Source organism: Ruminiclostridium sufflavum DSM 19573 (genome assembly GCF_003208175.1).
GTDB lineage: Bacteria > Bacillota > Clostridia > Acetivibrionales > DSM-1351 > Ruminiclostridium > Ruminiclostridium sufflavum.
Genome location: NZ_QKMR01000012.1, coordinates 1 through 17,087 on the forward strand (window position 1 = coordinate 1; position 17,087 = coordinate 17,087).

Annotated in this window: 14 protein-coding genes and 2 pseudogenes; 12 read left to right on the top strand and 4 right to left on the bottom strand. The window is 39.9% G+C overall.

Going from position 1 to position 17,087, the window contains the following annotated elements; all coding sequences use genetic code 11:
• From LY28_RS19360 to pfkA, 4 genes and pseudogenes are all read left to right on the top strand, one after another.
• Positions 1-215 (top strand): annotated as a pseudogene (locus LY28_RS19360) (group II intron reverse transcriptase/maturase); the annotation flags it as partial.
• Positions 216-376: 161 nt separating this feature from the next.
• The gene (locus tag LY28_RS10665; protein WP_110462181.1) at positions 377-2,794 is read left to right on the top strand and encodes a restriction endonuclease; all 2,418 of its coding nucleotides are present in this window, start codon (positions 377-379) and stop codon (positions 2,792-2,794) included.
• 68 nt (positions 2,795-2,862) lie between these two features.
• Positions 2,863-3,759 carry a phosphatidylserine decarboxylase gene (locus LY28_RS10670; protein ID WP_110462182.1) on the top strand — a complete coding sequence of 299 codons (897 nt, stop codon included), beginning with the start codon at positions 2,863-2,865 and terminating at the stop codon, positions 3,757-3,759.
• 452 nt (positions 3,760-4,211) lie between these two features.
• On the top strand, positions 4,212-5,186 hold the full coding sequence (gene pfkA, locus LY28_RS10675) for a 6-phosphofructokinase (RefSeq protein WP_479692083.1): 975 nt from the start codon (positions 4,212-4,214) through the stop codon (positions 5,184-5,186).
• Between the two features lie 63 nt (positions 5,187-5,249).
• Here pfkA and LY28_RS10680 read toward each other — a convergent pair whose 3' ends face one another.
• On the bottom strand, positions 5,250-6,278 hold the full coding sequence (locus LY28_RS10680; RefSeq protein ID WP_110462184.1) for a zinc dependent phospholipase C family protein: 1,029 nt from the start codon (positions 6,276-6,278) through the stop codon (positions 5,250-5,252).
• A gap of 347 nt (positions 6,279-6,625) precedes the next feature.
• On the opposite strand from LY28_RS10680, the gene LY28_RS10685 reads away from it, so the two are divergent.
• Genes LY28_RS10685 through LY28_RS10695 form a run of 3 tightly spaced genes read left to right on the top strand, consistent with a single transcriptional unit; the run spans position 6,626 to position 8,596 of the window.
• A complete protein-coding gene (locus LY28_RS10685; protein ID WP_110462185.1) occupies positions 6,626-6,994 on the top strand; it encodes a GntR family transcriptional regulator in 369 nt (122 codons plus the stop codon).
• A complete protein-coding gene (locus LY28_RS10690) occupies positions 6,991-7,842 on the top strand; it encodes an ABC transporter ATP-binding protein (RefSeq protein ID WP_110462186.1) in 852 nt (283 codons plus the stop codon). Before LY28_RS10685 ends, LY28_RS10690 begins: the two co-directional genes overlap by 4 nt.
• Positions 7,843-7,852: 10 nt before the next feature.
• A complete protein-coding gene (locus LY28_RS10695) occupies positions 7,853-8,596 on the top strand; it encodes a hypothetical protein (protein ID WP_110462187.1) in 744 nt (247 codons plus the stop codon).
• Between the two features lie 113 nt (positions 8,597-8,709).
• Here LY28_RS10695 and LY28_RS10700 read toward each other — a convergent pair whose 3' ends face one another.
• Genes LY28_RS10700 through LY28_RS10710 form a run of 3 tightly spaced genes read right to left on the bottom strand, consistent with a single transcriptional unit; the run spans position 8,710 to position 12,006 of the window.
• The gene (locus LY28_RS10700) at positions 8,710-10,752 is read right to left on the bottom strand and encodes a DUF6449 domain-containing protein (protein WP_207658082.1); all 2,043 of its coding nucleotides are present in this window, start codon (positions 10,750-10,752) and stop codon (positions 8,710-8,712) included.
• Entirely contained in the window at positions 10,727-11,626 is a 900-nt protein-coding gene (locus LY28_RS10705; protein WP_110462188.1) for an ABC transporter ATP-binding protein, read from the bottom strand. Before LY28_RS10705 ends, LY28_RS10700 begins: the two co-directional genes overlap by 26 nt.
• The gene (locus LY28_RS10710; RefSeq protein WP_110462189.1) at positions 11,626-12,006 is read right to left on the bottom strand and encodes a GntR family transcriptional regulator; all 381 of its coding nucleotides are present in this window, start codon (positions 12,004-12,006) and stop codon (positions 11,626-11,628) included. Before LY28_RS10710 ends, LY28_RS10705 begins: the two co-directional genes overlap by 1 nt.
• A 245-nt stretch (positions 12,007-12,251) precedes the next feature.
• Between LY28_RS10710 and pdxA the strand changes: the two genes are divergently transcribed.
• The 5 genes and pseudogenes from pdxA to LY28_RS10735 all read left to right on the top strand — a co-directional run.
• Positions 12,252-13,271 (top strand): 4-hydroxythreonine-4-phosphate dehydrogenase PdxA, encoded by a 1,020-nt coding sequence (gene pdxA / locus LY28_RS10715; RefSeq protein WP_110462190.1) that lies wholly within the window; start codon positions 12,252-12,254, stop codon positions 13,269-13,271.
• Between the two features lie 224 nt (positions 13,272-13,495).
• A complete protein-coding gene (locus tag LY28_RS10720) occupies positions 13,496-14,266 on the top strand; it encodes a TIGR00266 family protein (RefSeq protein WP_110462191.1) in 771 nt (256 codons plus the stop codon).
• A 436-nt stretch (positions 14,267-14,702) separates the two neighbouring features.
• Positions 14,703-15,452 (top strand): AzlC family ABC transporter permease, encoded by a 750-nt coding sequence (locus LY28_RS10725; RefSeq protein ID WP_110462192.1) that lies wholly within the window; start codon positions 14,703-14,705, stop codon positions 15,450-15,452.
• On the top strand, positions 15,442-15,750 hold the full coding sequence (locus tag LY28_RS10730; RefSeq protein ID WP_110462193.1) for an AzlD domain-containing protein: 309 nt from the start codon (positions 15,442-15,444) through the stop codon (positions 15,748-15,750). Before LY28_RS10725 ends, LY28_RS10730 begins: the two co-directional genes overlap by 11 nt.
• A 36-nt stretch (positions 15,751-15,786) precedes the next feature.
• Positions 15,787-17,082 (top strand): annotated as a pseudogene (locus tag LY28_RS10735) (glutamate-5-semialdehyde dehydrogenase); the annotation flags it as partial.
• Between the last annotated feature and the right edge of the window lie 5 nt (positions 17,083-17,087).

Sequence of the window (17,087 nt, forward strand, 5' to 3'; positions counted from 1 at the left end):
TCGGAAATATGCACTGCCATCACAAAACGCCGTACCATAAATGCAAAGATGATAGTTATAGCAATTTGGTGCTTGTAACAATGAATGTTCACCAGTTGCTTCATGCAAAAAAGCCGGAAACAATCCAGTTTTATCTGGATATCATTAAACCGGACAAAAAGCAGATGACTAAAATTAACCGCCTAAGAAAAATGCTTGAGTTGGCAAGTATTTAAAATAACGTGTTTAGTTTCAGATATAGTTTAAGTTGCAAAATTTAGTTTTGATAGAACGCCGTGTGCGGGGAAATTCGCACGCACGGTGTGGAGTGGGGGAAAAGTTAGAGATGATATCAAAGACTTACCTATCACTATGATTTACAAAGTTTATAATTGTTGTGCCAAGCATTGCAGTAAAGGAAGGTGTTTATAAGTCATTAACAATTACCGGTGAGCATTTTAAAAAGCTGTACGGCAATATGATATATAATTATTTTGTTTATGACAGCAGTAAGCTTGAGCAGGTGCTATATTTTGCCTCAAGTCAGAATATCGAAATAATGATTATAAACATTGATGCGTTCAGAAAAGGCTTTAAGGATACTTTAAAGGAAAGCAAGGCGAATATCATTCACAGGGCAAATGACAAATTGAACGGAATGAAGCCGATAGAGCTTATTGGAGAAGCAAGGCCTTTTGTTATTATAGATGAGCCTCAATCGGTTGACACTACGCCAAAAGCAAAGGAAGCGATAAGATATCTTAATCCCGCTTGTATCTTGCGTTATTCAGCCACACATGCTGAAAAGCATAATCTTGTGTATAAATTAAATGCGGCAGACAGCTATGCTTTGGGACTGGTAAAGCAGATAGAGGTGGCAGGCTTTGAAACTAAGGCTTGCCATAACAATGCTTATATGAAGCTGATATCGGTGGACAACAAAAAAATGCCTGTTACAGCTGAGGTTGAGCTGGATATAAAGAACAAAAAGGGTGTTGTCAAAAGAAAGGAAATATCCGTCAAATGCGGTGATGATTTGTATAAAAAGTCCGGCGGCAGGGATGTATATCAGGGATTTATCATAAATGAAATTTATTGCGGAACGGGAGCGGAATACCTGTCCTTTACAGGTAAGGGGCTTGCTTTGCGTATTGGAGATGCAAACGGCGATATAGCTGATATTATAATTAAAGAACAGCAGATCAGGAAAACAATTGAGGAGCATCTTGACAGGGAAATGGTTTTAAATAAGCTGGGAATAAAGGTTTTGAGCCTGTTTTTTATAGACAGGGTAGTGAATTACAGATATTATGATGAACTGGGCAAGCCGAAGAAGGGCATATATGCCAGACTATTTGAAAAAAACTATATTGAACTGATAAGGCTGCCTAAATATCATCCTTTGCTGGGAAGGCAGGAGGCAGATATTTTGGCGGGAGAGGTTCATAGCGGATATTTTTCCGCCGACAAAAGAGGAAGGCCGAAGGACACAAGCGGAACAGCTGCTGCGGATGAGGATGCTTACACATTGATTATGAAGGATAAGGAAAAGCTGATATCCTTTGATACAAAGCTGAGCTTTATATTTTCACATTCCGCTCTGCGTGAAGGCTGGGATAACCCGAATGTTTTTCAGATCTGCACGTTAAATCAAACCAGGAGTGAAATCAAGAAACGTCAGGAAATAGGCCGCGGTCTTCGCTTATGCGTTAATCAGCAGGGAGAAAGGCAGCATGGCCTTGATATAAATACACTGACAGTAATGGCAAATGAAAGCTATGAACAGTTTGCGGAGGCACTTCAGAGAGAATATGAGGAAGATGAAGGCATACGGTTTGGTATTATTGAAAAGCATTCCTTTGCGGATATCCCGGCAGAAGGAGCCGGAAGAGCTTACGGATATCTTGGGCAAGCCGCATCTGAAAAAATTTTCAATCATTTTATTCAGGCCGGTTATATAGACTCAACAGGTAAAATACAGGATAAGCTGAAAGCTGCGGTAAGAAATAATGCACTGAGCATACCTCCGGAATTGGAGGGAATTAAGAGCGGCATTACAGCCATAGCAAAGAAGGTCAGCGGCAGGCTTAACATCAAAAACAACAGCGAAAAGGGGAAAAATGTATTTGACGGTCGGGAATATCTTGACAAGGAGTTTAAAAAGCTATGGGATAAAATTAAGTACAGGACAACATATTCCCTCGACTTTGACAGTGAAAGGCTTATTAACGAATGCTCCGAAGAAATGGAACAGCTTCTGTCCGCCGGCTTGTCAGGGCTGGTATATGCAAAGGCTGCTCTTAATATCAATTCAGGCGGTGTTGCGGCATCAGAGGAGGAACAGTGTGCTGTTACAATAGACAGGGCGGGAGAATATATTCCTGATATAATTGCATACCTGCAAAAGGAGACAAATTTGACCCGAAAGACTATTGTAGAAATTTTAATAAAAAGCAAAACTATTCCCTTATTTAAGAAAAATCCTCAAGGGTATATGGAGCAAGTTGCAAGGATTATTTCCTCAAAAATGAGGCTCCTGCTTGCAGACGGCATCAAGTACAGCGAAGCCGGGGATGGGGAGTATTATTTACAGGAGCTGTATGAAATAAGTGAGCTGGCAGGTTACTTGAAAAGGAATATGCCGGTAAGGCTGTATGCAAAGCTTCCCGGCTGGTTCAGGGTACAGACACCTCTTGGCGCCTGCAAGCCTGATTGGGCGGTGTTAATTGAAACAAATGGACGGGATAAATTGTATTTTGTACCTGATACAAAAGGGAATATCTCATATGAGATGTTTAGAACCATTGAAAATTGACGGGCATAAATTTATAATTGACTATAGATGTCAGTCTTATAACTTTAGCGGTTTTCAAAAGGAGATACATGATTAAAATATATAACAGAAAGACAAAGGAGTATGAAACAGAAAATGTGGCAGGAGGCAGGCTGCTGGATTTGTTATATACTTCAGGGGCGGGCAGGCTGGGACTTGAGCTGCTGGTCAGAAGAAAAATATATTCTGCCTTAACAGGCTTCTTTTGTGATTCTGCGTTTAGCAGGAGGAGTATAGCCGGATTTGCAAAGAGCTTTTCCATTGATTTGGAGGAATGTGAAAAAAAATTGCAGGCTTACACAAGCTTCAATGATTTTTTTGCGAGAAAGCTTAAAAGTGATGCAAGGAGCTTTGACAGGCCGCAGGAGGAGCTGTTGTCGCCGGGGGACGGGCGCTTGCAGGCTTGGGAAAAAATTGACTGCCATAATATTATACAAATAAAAGGCATGAGCTACAGTCTTTCAGAGCTCCTTCAGAGTGAAGAGCTGGCAAAGGAGTTTCAGGGCGGGACATATATGATTTTGAGGCTTTGCCCTGTGGATTATCATAGATTTCACTTTTTTGACAGCGGTGTATGCAGTGAATCAAGAAGGGTCAAGGGGGAATATTATTCTGTCAACCCTGTGGCACTGCGGAAGATACCGGAGCTCTTTTGCAGAAACAAAAGGGAATACAGCATATTCAGTACAGATAATTTTGGAGAGGTACTGTATGTGGAGGTAGGAGCTACTTCTGTAGGGTCGATTATTCAGACCTATATTCCCGGCAGCAGGGTAAAAAGAGGAGACGAAAAGGGATACTTCAAGTTTGGAGGCTCAACGGTTCTGCTTTTTTTTAAGAAGGACAGGATAATAATTGACAAGGATATAACAGAGCAAACCAATGAAGGCTTTGAAACAAGGATATCAGCAGGTGAAGCTATAGGCAGGAGCTGTATCCTTCAATAATTAGCACCTTAATAAAAAATTGCTGATCACAGGCTTTTCACAGCTTATACAGATACTTCTTAATGGATTGCCATACACGAATCAACGCAATTAAATACCTGATTTTTATTGTTTATCGCTTTATATTGGTTTATAATAAATTCAATTGGTTTTTTTTAAATGCAAAAAACCTTTGCAGATTCAATAATTTACCAGATACAATTTATTGAATCCAGTCAATTACGGTTCAAGCCTTCGCGACGATGGAATATCGTTTTTTCAGGGCGGTGGTAATTGACTTCTGACTAAGCAATGCCGGTTTTCCGGCTTGTGTTTTTATGTAGCTTCAACGGCGAGGCCGCAATTATATAATCTAAGTAAATCGTAGATACTGTTGTCTACAAGCAAGATTAAATTTTATCAAATTTTGTTGCCGTTATTTGCGGCTTATGGAGGTTGTTGTTATGGGTGAAATAAAATCAATCGGAGTTTTGACCAGCGGAGGAGACGCACCCGGTATGAATGCTGCTATTCGTGCTGTTGTCAGAACCGGAATCTATCATGGCTTAAAAATGTTCGGAATCAGGAAAGGCTATAACGGACTTATTAATGGTGATATTTCTGAGCTTACTGCCAGAAGTGTATCCGATATAATCCACCGCGGCGGAACAATATTGCAGACCGCCAGATGTAAAGAGTTTACCACGGAAGAAGGCATGCAAAAGGCAATGTCGCTTTCAAGAGCGTTTGGGATAGATGCGCTTGTTGTTATCGGCGGTGACGGCTCTTACAGGGGAGCCAGAGATTTCAGCAAATTCGGAATTAAGGTCATGGGCCTTCCCGGTACTATCGACAATGATATAGCCTGCTCTGAATACACAATAGGCTATGATACGGCTATGAATACTGTTCAGGATGCACTTGACAAAATAAGAGATACGGCTTATTCACACGAAAGATGCAGCGTACTCGAGGTTATGGGCAGGCGTGCAGGGCATATAGCACTGAATATAGGTATAGCAGGAGGCGCGGAAGTAATATTGCTGCCAGAAAAGGAATTTGATTTTGATAAGGATATTATAAGGAAAATTGTTCAAGGACGGAACAATGGCAAAAAGAATTATATTATTATACTCGCAGAGGGAGTTGCCGAGAAAATAGGCGGAGCCTTAGAGCTTGCAAAGAAGGTGGAAGACCTTACCGGAATTGAGACGAGAGGAACAGTATTGGGATATATCCAAAGGGGAGGAAGCCCTACCGTAAGGGACAGGGTAGTTGCCAGTGCCATGGGTGTAAAGGCTGTGGAGCTGCTTAAGGATGGCGTTTACAATAGAATTATTGCTGTAAATGAGTCAAAGATTGTAGATCTGGATATTGATGAAGCTCTTTCCATGACAAAGGATATTGATCACGAGCTGCTCAGACTGAGTGAAATTCTATCCATTTAGAATTGTACGGTTAAGCCGCCTGAAAAATATAAGCAGGCGGCTTTTTAAAATATCCCTGCGTGGCTATATCGGCTTGGCTTTTTTTCTCTCTTTAGCTGGATTTTTAAATATAATATTATGGTACTTGAATTTTGCCGGTATGTCACAGTCAATTCCTGATAGATATGATGTGTTTCCGAATAATTTTAAAGCATATGAAATACCTGATTTATTATAAAAAATGCAGGAATATAAAACATCACAGAATCTCTGTGTCCTTTGGCAGGCTTCATTAAAAAGGTCAATAAAGGACAGCCTGCTTTTTATATTTTCATCATGGGGCATGCACCATTCTCTGTTTTCAAGATTTAAATAGTCCAGTCCGTCAGTAAGCTTTAGGGGGAAAATGATACTTGAATAAAGAGGAAAGCCATAAATTATTGCATCCAACCGGGAAACTATTTTTTCCTTTATTCCATGGGGATCCCTGCAGATTTTTTCAACAGTAATCATATCATTAATTGCCTTGCTGATATCCTTTTTGGGGATATGAATATTAAATACGGAATTTATAACATTTGTGTACATTTCACAAATCATGTTCTGTTCGGACGGAGATACCCTTATAAGCTCGTAAGGATGTATTTCATGTACCTTCCTGTTTAGCAGCCTGTCACACATAAGTACGTCAATGGAGGTTTCAAACTTTCTGTGGTAGCAGATGTATTTATTTTCATTTGAATCCTTTTCGGTTGTGAAACCGGAGCTGTAATAAATATATGGATGCCCCAGACTATCCATACAGTTATGGCATAAAAAGCCCATAAAATATACTGTAAGAATATTCTTTACATAATCGTTCTGTTTAATAATGTATTCAAAGATAGCTTTAAATAATAAGTTAACCTTTGATATATGAATTGTATTTCCGATATTTGCAGAAAACTTTTTTAAGGACCAGGGCCATATTTCATGAAAAAAGAGTATATCCGGGCCTTGAGTACCTAAATAAAACACCTTGGGAAACTTGTTTATAAGCCCCCTGCATTTTATGTTTTCTATCTTCTTAACAGCCTCTAACCCGCATAGGTAATGAGTGACCAGATTTGGCATATACTACCTCCTATAACTCAGTGTCAATATAATTCTAACATACCTGCAATAAATAAAATATCGTAAAATTATACGTGTAAAGTTTCCGAAAGTTTCTTCTTAAATAGAATTATTTGTATTTATTATGTCTAATTAATATATATAAATCCCATAATAAATAAAAATCAGCTGTTCAATATGTCAGATATACCAGTTAAAAAAATTATGTTGACAGAGTATTTAAAGTGTTGTATAGTTAGTTACATAAGTAATTAACTAACTTTGCAGTTGACTAACTGGGCGAATTACTGTATATATGATGTTGGTTAAAGCTTTCCGGATATTAAAGTTTAAAAGGCGGTGATATTTTGAAAATAGATTTTAATGCTGACAAGCCGATTTATATTCAGCTGGCGGAGGAAATAGAGGATGCAGTCCTCTCGGGAGCATATGAGGAAGAAGCTCAGATTCCCTCAACAACGGAGATTTCTGTAAGCTACAAGATTAATCCCGCAACGGCCTTAAAGGGTATTAATTTGTTGGTGGACAGCGGAATTGTATATAAAAAGAGGGGGTTGGGTATGTTTGTTTCTTCGAATGCAAAGGAAAAAATTTCGGATAAAAGAAGGGTCGCTTTTTTTGATGCTTACATCACTTCACTTGTTTCTGAGGCTAAAAAGCTTTCGATTACTAAGGAAGATATAATAAAAATGTTAGAGAGAGGGTTTGATAAATGAGTTATATAGAGCTTAAAAATATTACAAAGACATTTGGAAATACAGTTGCACTTGATAATTTGTCTCTGGAGCTTGAACAGAATAAAATATACGGGCTTTTAGGAAGAAACGGAGCCGGGAAAACAACGCTGCTGAATCTCATAACCAATAAGCTTTTCCCCACAGAGGGAGAAATACTTATAGACGGAGACAGCGTAATAGAGAATGACAGACCCTTGTCAAAGGTCTATTTTATGACGGAGAAAAACTTCTATCCGGATACAATGACAATCAAGAGCGCATTTAAATGGGGCAGGGAATTTTATCCGGATTTTGATGAGGACTATGCTGTTCGGTTAAGTGAAAAATTTTCGCTTAAAATTGAAAAGAAGATAAAATCACTTTCCACAGGATACAAATCTATTTTTAAGATAGTTATGGCTTTATCCTGCAATACACCTGTAATATTGCTGGATGAACCGGTCCTCGGCCTCGATGCCAACCATAGGGATTTGTTTTATAAAGAGCTGCTTCAGAGCTACAGTGAAAAACCAAGAACCATAATAATATCAACGCATTTGATTGAAGAAGCCGCTGATATTATAGAGGATGTAATAGTGATAAAAAACGGCAGAATTATAATGAAGGATTCGGTTGAAAATGTACTTTCACAAGGCTGCTGTGTATCAGGAAGTGCAGCTGCGGTTGACAAGTTTACTGCCGGTAAGAATATTCTGGGATATGATGCTCTCGGAGGACTGAAAACTGCATACCTGCTTGAGGAAATAGAGACACAGGCGGTTCCGGAGGGGTTGGAGGTTTCAAAACTGGATTTACAGAAGTTATTTATTTATATGACGAATTCTTAGGAGGGTCAAAATGAGATTAAAATCTGTTGTTAAATATAATATTTATGATACAAAGAATGCAGTACTGATTTACTATATAATCATAGCCGCTATAATGGGTTTGCTTGCTTTTACGCTTAAAGCCGATGCCGTAAATATCGGAAGCAGTAATGAAATAGGCTTTGTCAGCGGAGCTGAGGCCTCTGCGATTTTCTTGTTTGTATGCGGCTTGAATTCTTTCAAAAGAAATTATTTATATCTGTCTACTAACGGAATAACAAGAAAGGCACAATTTTACGGATTCCTTATAAGCTCTGTTATAATAGCGGCAGTGATGTCTGCAATAGATACGGGGACAGCAAATGTAATAAATATCTTTATAGATTATAATCCAATGTTTTATCAGGCATACACGGAGTTTGCAGCAGAAGCTTCACAGCTTGCCGTCATAATGATGAGCTTTCTGTGGAATACCGTGAATTATATGCTGGCTTTAGCTTCAGGATACTTTATTACCGTATTATACTATAGAATGTCCAAGCTGCTTAAAATAATTGTATCTGTAGGAGTGCCGGCCCTTTTTATTATCGGTTCCCCCGTATTGTCTGTTTTTCTTATAAAGGCAGGATATCTTGATAAATTAACGGCAGTACTGAAATTTTTAACTAACGGCAATGGTAATCCTTCCATGGGAGTCATAATTGCACTGGCAGAAACAGTAATAGTGGCAATATTAGCTTATCTGCTGGTCAGAAGGGTACCTGTAAAAGAATAGCCGCTAAAAAAACAATACCAGGCTGTTTTGAATCCTTTTGAGGGTAAACAACCTGGTACTGCCTGCAGTTTTGATTGCTGTAAAAATATGCCGGTCAACAGGCATACTGAATTTTATTCTATTTCCTCATCATTTTGCGGCTGTATTTGCTGCTGTATTTTATCCAGATAACTCTGCAATTCAGGAGAAACCTTGCCTTCTATCTTCAGGGAATACTCATTGTAGTGAGTTCCGGAGCTTCCTTCAATAGAAATTATATATTGTGTATCTGTATCTATGGAATCGGCATTAAGGGATAAGTTCAGAATTTCCTGTATCACTGCTTTGTCGGTAATTTCAATGATATCCGACATGGAACTTCCGGAAAAGCTTTTGCCGTAATTTTGATATCCATAGCTGTATTTAATTGAATGCAGTGTTATTGAATTTATATCCTCAGCTCTGGCAATCACTTGCTCATAAATCCCTTCTTTTTTAAGCCAATCAAACGTATTGGTATAATCTGACCTCAGTGCATATATTATTTGCTTATCATTTGTATCTATAATAGTTATAGTGATGAAATCCTGAGAGCTTGATACCATGTCCTGATAATTTAAGTCTGCTATATCTTTTCTTATGGCATCCTTGAAGCTGTTCAGCTGAGCTTTGTCAGAAACAATAAAAGGGCTTTTTCCTATTCTCCTGTCGCTTATTTCGATGTATTTTAAATCATTTGCCTCCTGATGGAGTATGGGATATCTGTTTTCCTTGTATTCGCCGCTTTCGTATATGGGAGAAAGTACAGAAGCATGGGTTGCGGTGTCTATGGAGTATTTCCTGATTATTTTCTTTCCGTTTTTCAGTTTGTATGCGATATACTGCTGGTTTCCGTTTCTGCTTTTGTTATCAAGCAGATATTTGTGAAGCTTGGTTACATTCTCGATGTTTTTCGGATCCTTATAAAGAGCAGTATCATAATTATCATATTTTTTTTCATCAAAGTCGGGGTCATTCTTGTGCTCAAACCAGTATAGATTATAGCCTATGTATGTTTCCTTGACATCCTTTGGATCGGGAATTTTGTTGACATAGCCTATGACATCAAAATGTATGCCGAGAGTCAGAATCACCAGAACAAGGGCAAAACCGACATATCCCTTATAGGTATGCAGTATCTTGAAGGATTTGTTGGTTATCATTTGAATAACGATATAAGAGATTATAGAACTTATAAAATATCCTGAAATTGCAAATGCAAGATCGGAATTTCCTATTTGAATGAAGTAAGCTCCGCCAAACAGAGTTGCACATGTAACAAAACCATAAATAAATACCGGTCTTACCGGTCTGAAGGTAATGATATCTCCGGCAGTTTCCGGTCTTCTCAGCTTGAAGGCAAACAAGCCGCCTGCAAACAGTGCTAGGGTGACTGCTGTATAAGCTGTTATTACCGCAGCTGCGCCTTCCGACAATAAGCCCATGTCAAATAGCCGGAACATTGGCATATTTCTGTAAAAGTCTATATTTGAATATGTGTCGAAGCCATACAAAACACCTCTGAGATTAATTCTTACAAATTCAACTAAAAAAGCGGGAAGCAGATTGAGTATGTAGACAAATGCCAGCTGTGCAATGGAGCTTCCTGTAAACATACCGGCAAATACAGACATTGCAATAAACATGATTCCGAACAAGAATGTACAGCCCAGCCATGTAAATATTAATGCTGCCGAATAAAAAGCTGATAAGGGACTAAACAAATTCATAAACAGCATAATAGAGGTGTTAAATAATATTGGTACTGAAAATAAGATTACCGCTGACAAAACACTGTTGAAATATAAAGCTGTTCTTGTTAACGGAAGGCTGTGATACAGGGATGCCGAACGACTCTTCTGCATATACCTGAAAACCAAGGCTCCGATAACAACAGGGACGGCAATAAGGAAAACCTGACTTATGCCTCCGTTAAAATAAAATTCATTTGCAATTCTTTCCTTCATCCAGTTTAAGCTATTGATATCGTTAATATCAGTATTGCTTACATACTGCATATAATGGTTGAAGGGCATTACAAAAAACAGAGCTAAGGCATATAAAGCGCTGACCCACCAGAAACGTTTAATATCGCTTATAAGCAATCCTTTTTTAAATAAGGATGTTTTCAATTTCATATCCTTTACCCCCTAATTCGTAAATAAATATTTCTTCAAGAGAAAGCGGGAGAATGTCCATAATAACCGGATTTGTGGATTTCACTCTCGAGAATATGCTGTCCTTGCTGCCCCTGACGATAAATTGCAGTACGCTTCCGCTTTTTGTCTTATGCAATATCTCAATATCTTTGAAAATATCTGAAGGGATATCACCTGTATAGGCAAGCTGAATTTTATGAATGTCTGATTTCATATTGTCAAGCTCTCTCTCAACCATCATCTTGCCCTTGTAAAGAATACCCACATGGTCACAGACATCTTCCAATTCGCGCAGATTATGAGATGAAACCAGAACAGTTGTACCGTATTCCGCAACATCCTGAAGCACAAGATTCCAGACCTTTTTTCTCATTACGGGATCAAGTCCGTCAACAGGCTCATCGAGAATCATTACCTTTGGCTTTGCCGATATACCCAGCCAGAAGGCAACCTGCTTCTGCATACCCTTTGAAAGCTTTGTAACTCTTCTTTTTACGTCTATCGGGAAGACCTGCCTGAGTGTGTTGAACCTATCCCAACTCCATGTGGGATACATGCTTGAATAAAAATCTGCCATTTCCTTTATGTTATATTGGGAAAAATAAAACAGGTCGTCAGAGATATATACTATTTCCGCTTTTGTTTCAGGATTGTCGAATACGGTCTTATCATCTATGGCAATAGTACCCGATTCATTTTTGTATATGCCTGCCAGATGCTTTATAAGGGTGGTTTTACCCGAGCCGTTTGGTCCCAAAAGACCATATACGGAGCCCTGATTAATATGTATATCAAGTTCGTCTAAGGCTTTAAAGTCACCGTATGACTTGCTTAGGGATTTTACATCTATCATTATTTTGATGCCTCCTTTTTATTGTAAGTATCGTGAATAACATTTATGACACTTTGCTCTGTGGTCAGAAGATAAATCAGTTCCTCTGTTGTCTTGGCCAATTGTGCAAAAAGCTCACTTCTTCGTGCTTCTACCGAGCTTTTATCAAGAGGAGCGATAAAGTTGCCTTTTCCCTTGACGGAATAAATACAGCCTTCAGCTTCCAGCTCTTTGTATGCTTTTTGTATTGTATTGGGATTGATTGTAAGCATTTGTGCAAGCTCTCTCACAGACGGGATCTTTTCATTTGGCCTGACGGCTCCGCTGATGATTAAACCCTTAATTTTTTCCCGTATCTGTTCATATAAAGGGTTAGAGTCTTTGAAATCTAATTGAATCATGGGCACCTCCTTAACTGTATTACGAGTAATAGTACACTAAGTACAGTACTAGTGTACTTCCAAAAATAAAAACTGTCAATACTAATGTTGTATATTACTTTCAGCTTAAAAGCAGTTCAGTCTGACAGCTGCTCAAATTGATTTGGAACGGCTGTATGAAAATGATATAATTATAAAAGTGCAATACAAAACGCAGCAAAAAGCTTTACTAAATTTTTTGCCGAAAACTCGGCGTGGAGGTTATTATGTCAAAACCTATTATTGGAATACCTATGGGTGACCCGGCAGGGATAGGTCCGGAAATAATTGTAAAGGCACTGCAGGAGGAGAAGATATACAATTCTTGCAGTCCGCTGGTTATAGGAGATTCCGAAATCATAAAAAAAGCATCTGTGATATGTAATATTGATGCAGATATAAATATAATTAAATCCGGCAGGGATGGGAAATACAATAAGGGCATTATAAATCTTATTGATTTGAAAAACATTGATATTTCTAAGTTTGAATATGGCACAGTTCAGGCGCAGAATGGGCGTGCCGCTTACGAATATATTAAAAGAGGTGTTGAACTTGCACTTGAAAATGAAATAGCATCGATTGCAACCACACCAATAAACAAGCCTGCATTAAAAGCGGCAGGAGTTGATTTTATAGGACATACGGAGATACTTGCAGGACTTACGGGAACGAAGGACCCTCTGACCATGTTTGAGGTAAAGGGAATGAGAGTATTTTTTCTCACGCGCCATGTATCACTGAAAAAAGCATGTGAAATGGTAACAAAGGAAAGATTGCTTGACTATATAGACCGTTGCACCGAGGCTTTAAGAAGTCTTGGAATTAATGAGGGGATAATGGCTGTCGCAGGGCTCAACCCTCATAGCGGCGATAACGGGCTGTTTGGTTCGGAGGATGAGGAATTCATTAAGCCTGCCGTATCAGCTGCAAGGGAACTGGGGTTTAATGTGGAAGGCCCTATAGGTGCCGACTCTGTGTTCCATCTGGCTTTAATGGGAAGATATAATTCAGTGCTTTCTCTTTATCACGATCAGGGACATATAGCAACAAAAACCCTGGACTTTGAAAGAACCATTGCTATTACGCTTGGACTGCCGTTCCTGCGGACCTCGGTAGATCATGGAACTGCTTATGATATAGCTGGGAAGGGTATAGCAGGTGAGGTAAGTATGACAGAGGCAATATTATTGGCGGCAAAATATTCAAAAGCATATTCTAAATGGGTTAAAAGCAATAAGTGCTGAAGCTGCCACGAGAATTTATTGAATTTATGGCAAAAAATACAAAACAGACTGTTGCAATTTTTATACGTAATATATAATATTGTATATGTGCCATTGGAATGGCTTTTTGCCGGTGCGGAGCATGAAAGGATATACGGAGGGCATAGTCGGAAGGCAGGCATATATTTATAGGGCAGAGCTCGCCAATAAATTTTTGAGCCGGTAACTCGGCATGGGAGGTTAGAATGGGAGACATAATTGATTACAAAATCATCGGGGATGATATGCAGATTGTTGAAATTGAGCTGGATCCGTCCGAGGGTGTAAGAGCGGAAGCTGGTGCCATGATGTACATTGACAACAATATAATAATGCAGACCTCAACTCAGGGAGGAGCCTTTAAAGGCTTCAAAAGAATGCTTACAGGAGAAAGCTTTTTTATTACAACCTTTTATAATGCAGGAGTGGAGAAGGAGCACGTGGCATTTGCAGCGCCCTATCCGGGGAAGATAATACCTGTTGAGTTATCTTCTGTAGGCGGAAGCTTTATGTGCCAGAAGGATGCTTTTCTGTGCTGTGCAAATGGAGTGGATGTTGAGATAGCATTTACAAGAAAGCTGGGTGCAGGCTTCTTCGGCGGAGAGGGCTTTATACTGCAAAGGCTTGTCGGTAACGGATTGGCATTTATTCATGCTGGAGGAACCATTGTCAGAAAAGAGCTTATGCCAGGTCAGACACTAAAGGTTGACACAGGCTGTCTGGTTGCTTTTTCACCTACTGTGGATTATGATATTCAGTTTGTAGGCGGCTTCAAAAATGCATTGTTCGGCGGAGAGGGAGTATTTCTTGCAAAGCTGACAGGTCCCGGAACTGTTTACCTTCAGAGCTTGCCTCTTGCAAGGCTTGCAGACAGACTGTCCTCAGCGAGCGGCGGACGCCGTGAGCAGCAATCGGGTGCGGCAGGAATAGGCGGAGGCATTCTTGGGGGACTGTTTGGAGGAGACAAGAATTATTAACTCAGCTTTTCTGCATAAAAGGCATATCAAGGCTCAAGCTTGTCAACGGCTTGCTGCCGGAATAATTACTTGAATTAAGTCAATTACAGTTGAAACCTTCGCAGGATGACCTATCGGACGATATGCATTGCTTTTAGGCGAGCACTGCTTTCAAGCGATTTTGTGAAGGTTTCAGCGCTTGGATTTAAGAGGCTTCTGCTTCAAGGTCCGACAACCTCTGTCAGGCTTCCTCGGTCTATAATCATGTATCAAAATTTTCATAAAATAATAATTTAAAATAAAAACAGCCGCGGTATATGTTATAATACTATCTGATGTCTGAAAGGGTCAATTAAGGTCTCTTAAAGGACAGGAAAAGTTGGACTGATACTTGCAGAAAGTATGCTGACTGTATTTCAGGCAGTATTATATATAATAATGGTTGGGGATTTGTTAAATGGAGATAAATAAAGGGAATTTTATTGATACCAGAAAAAATAGTATTCATGATTTTTTCGATGGCAGTAGGCAGAGCCTTCCTATTGCATTGGGATATTTCCCGGTGTCCTTTACTTTTGGCCTTATGGCTGTAAATGGAGGCATTCCGGTATGGATTGTAATACTTATATCAATGACAAACTTAACGTCGGCGGGACAATTTGCCGGCACAAATCTGATTATTGCAGGAGCAGGCTATGTTGAAATAACTGTAACTACATTTGTAATTAATATCAGATATATGCTTATGTCGCTGTCACTGTCCCAGAAGATTGCTCAGGGAGTTTCAAATGCAAAGAGGTGGATTATGTCCTTCGGAATTACAGATGAGACCTTCACCGTTGCTGCCATGCAAAAAAAAGATATTACCTTTGCGTTTATGCTTGGGCTTGAAATCTTGCCATATATGGGCTGGGCATTGGGAACTGCTGCCGGAGCCGTTGTATGCACCTTGCTGCCGGAAACACTGCAAAATTCAATGGGGATTGCACTGTATGCCATGTTCATCGCATTAGTTATTCCGGCGGCAAAGAAATCAAAAGCCGCACTTGCGGTTTCGGCGTGTGCTATTTTTATAAGCTCGCTGCTGAGATGGATACCTGTTTTCTCAGTTATATCGGGAGGCTGGAGAATAATTATTGCCACATTGATTGCATGTACTCTCGGTGCAAAATTTTTTCCTATGGAGGACGTGGTAAATGCCGGCTAAAACAATCCTTGCAGTACTTTTGATGGCGATTGTTACATATCTCCCAAGGGTACTGCCTATGGCTATTTTCAAAAATAAGATACAGTCACGTTTCCTGACGGCATTTCTCAGCTATGTGCCCTTTGCAGTGCTGGGCGCCATGATATTTCCCGATATACTCTACTCTACAGGGCATTTGACTTCGGCAATTATAGGGCTTGCTGTGGCAGCGGGGCTGGCATATCTTGAGAGAGGACTGCTGCAGGTTGCTGTCTGTGCTATTATAGCAGTATATATATGTGAATTGATTATTGGTTAATTGCTGTAATTATATTATAATAAGGTAAAAGGAGGATGTAGCATGGATATTAAGCAGATATGCGTCAATGCTGGTGATGCGGCAGTCAAAATGGCTGCTTTGGACTCTGAGACAAAGAATAATGCGCTTGCAAGGATTGCTTTGGCGTTGATAGAAAATAAAGATAGAATAACTGCGGCAAATAATGATGATTTGAAGAGAAGTGAAGAGGAACAGCTTGCTTCTCCGCTGCTGAAGAGATTAAAATTTGACGAAAAGAAAATCAATGATGCTGTTGAGGGAATCAAAAGCTTAATAGGACTGGAAGAGCCTGTAGGAAAGACTCTGCTCTCGACAATGCTGGATGACGGACTTGAGCTGTATAAAGTGACCTGTCCCATAGGAGTTATAGGGATAATATTTGAATCGAGGCCTGATGCGCTTGTTCAGATATCAACACTTTGCCTTAAAAGCGGAAACAGTGTTCTCCTGAAGGGTGGGAGAGAGGCAAGGGAGACAAACAGGGTGCTGGCTGATATTATTGAGGAGGCATCGGTGGCAGCAGGCCTGCCGAAGGGCTGGATCAGCCTTCTTGAAAGCAGGGATGATGTGAATGAAATGCTGAAAATGGATGAGTATATAGACCTCCTTATTCCAAGAGGCTCTAACCAGTTTGTACGATATATAATGGACAATTCCAGAATACCTGTTATGGGACATGCCGACGGTATATGCCATGTATATGTTGACAGCTGTGCGGATGTTGACATGGCTGTAAGGGTCACCGTTGATTCAAAAACCCAGTATGTTGCGGTATGCAATGCGGCGGAAACCCTGCTGGTAAACGAAGCTGTTGCAGGCAGGTTTCTTCCTGCCTTGAAAAAGGAATTTGACAAAAAGAATGTTGAGATTTTCGGGGATGAGGGAACCAGAGGGATAATAGCTGCAAAGCCTGCAAGCGAAGCCGACTGGGCAACGGAATATCTGGATTATACTATTTCCGTCAAGCTTGTGGCGGATGTTGATGAAGCCATAAAACACATTAACACTTACGGCTCAGGGCATACAGACTCTATTGTTACATCAGACAGGGCCAATGCTCTGAAATTTATGAATCTTGTGGATTCGGGCAATGTTTTCTGGAACGCGTCGACAAGGTTCAGTGACGGCTTTAAGTACGGATTCGGCGCAGAGGTGGGTATCAGCACCAGCAAGCTTCATGCGAGAGGCCCTGTAGGTCTTGACGGTCTGACCAGCTACAAGTACAAGCTGATTGGCGACGGGCATACGGTAGAGGATTATGCCGCTAATAAAAAAAGCTTTAAGCACATAAAATTGGATAAGACTATTTAAATGAA

Excerpts from the sequence above, each read along its gene's own strand:
- LY28_RS10670 (WP_110462182.1), top strand. The coding sequence starts at position 2,863 with ATGATTAAAATATATAACAGAAAGACAAAGGAGTATGAAACAGAAAAT.
- LY28_RS10680 (WP_110462184.1), bottom strand. The coding sequence starts at position 6,278 with ATGCCAAATCTGGTCACTCATTACCTATGCGGGTTAGAGGCTGTTAAG.
- LY28_RS10690 (WP_110462186.1), top strand. The coding sequence starts at position 6,991 with ATGAGTTATATAGAGCTTAAAAATATTACAAAGACATTTGGAAATACA.
- LY28_RS10695 (WP_110462187.1), top strand. The coding sequence starts at position 7,853 with ATGAGATTAAAATCTGTTGTTAAATATAATATTTATGATACAAAGAAT.
- LY28_RS10700 (WP_207658082.1), bottom strand. The coding sequence starts at position 10,752 with ATGAAATTGAAAACATCCTTATTTAAAAAAGGATTGCTTATAAGCGAT.
- LY28_RS10705 (WP_110462188.1), bottom strand. The coding sequence starts at position 11,626 with ATGATAGATGTAAAATCCCTAAGCAAGTCATACGGTGACTTTAAAGCC.
- LY28_RS10710 (WP_110462189.1), bottom strand. The coding sequence starts at position 12,006 with ATGATTCAATTAGATTTCAAAGACTCTAACCCTTTATATGAACAGATA.
- pdxA (WP_110462190.1), top strand. The coding sequence starts at position 12,252 with ATGTCAAAACCTATTATTGGAATACCTATGGGTGACCCGGCAGGGATA.
- LY28_RS10720 (WP_110462191.1), top strand. The coding sequence starts at position 13,496 with ATGGGAGACATAATTGATTACAAAATCATCGGGGATGATATGCAGATT.
- LY28_RS10725 (WP_110462192.1), top strand. The coding sequence starts at position 14,703 with ATGGAGATAAATAAAGGGAATTTTATTGATACCAGAAAAAATAGTATT.
- LY28_RS10730 (WP_110462193.1), top strand. The coding sequence starts at position 15,442 with ATGCCGGCTAAAACAATCCTTGCAGTACTTTTGATGGCGATTGTTACA.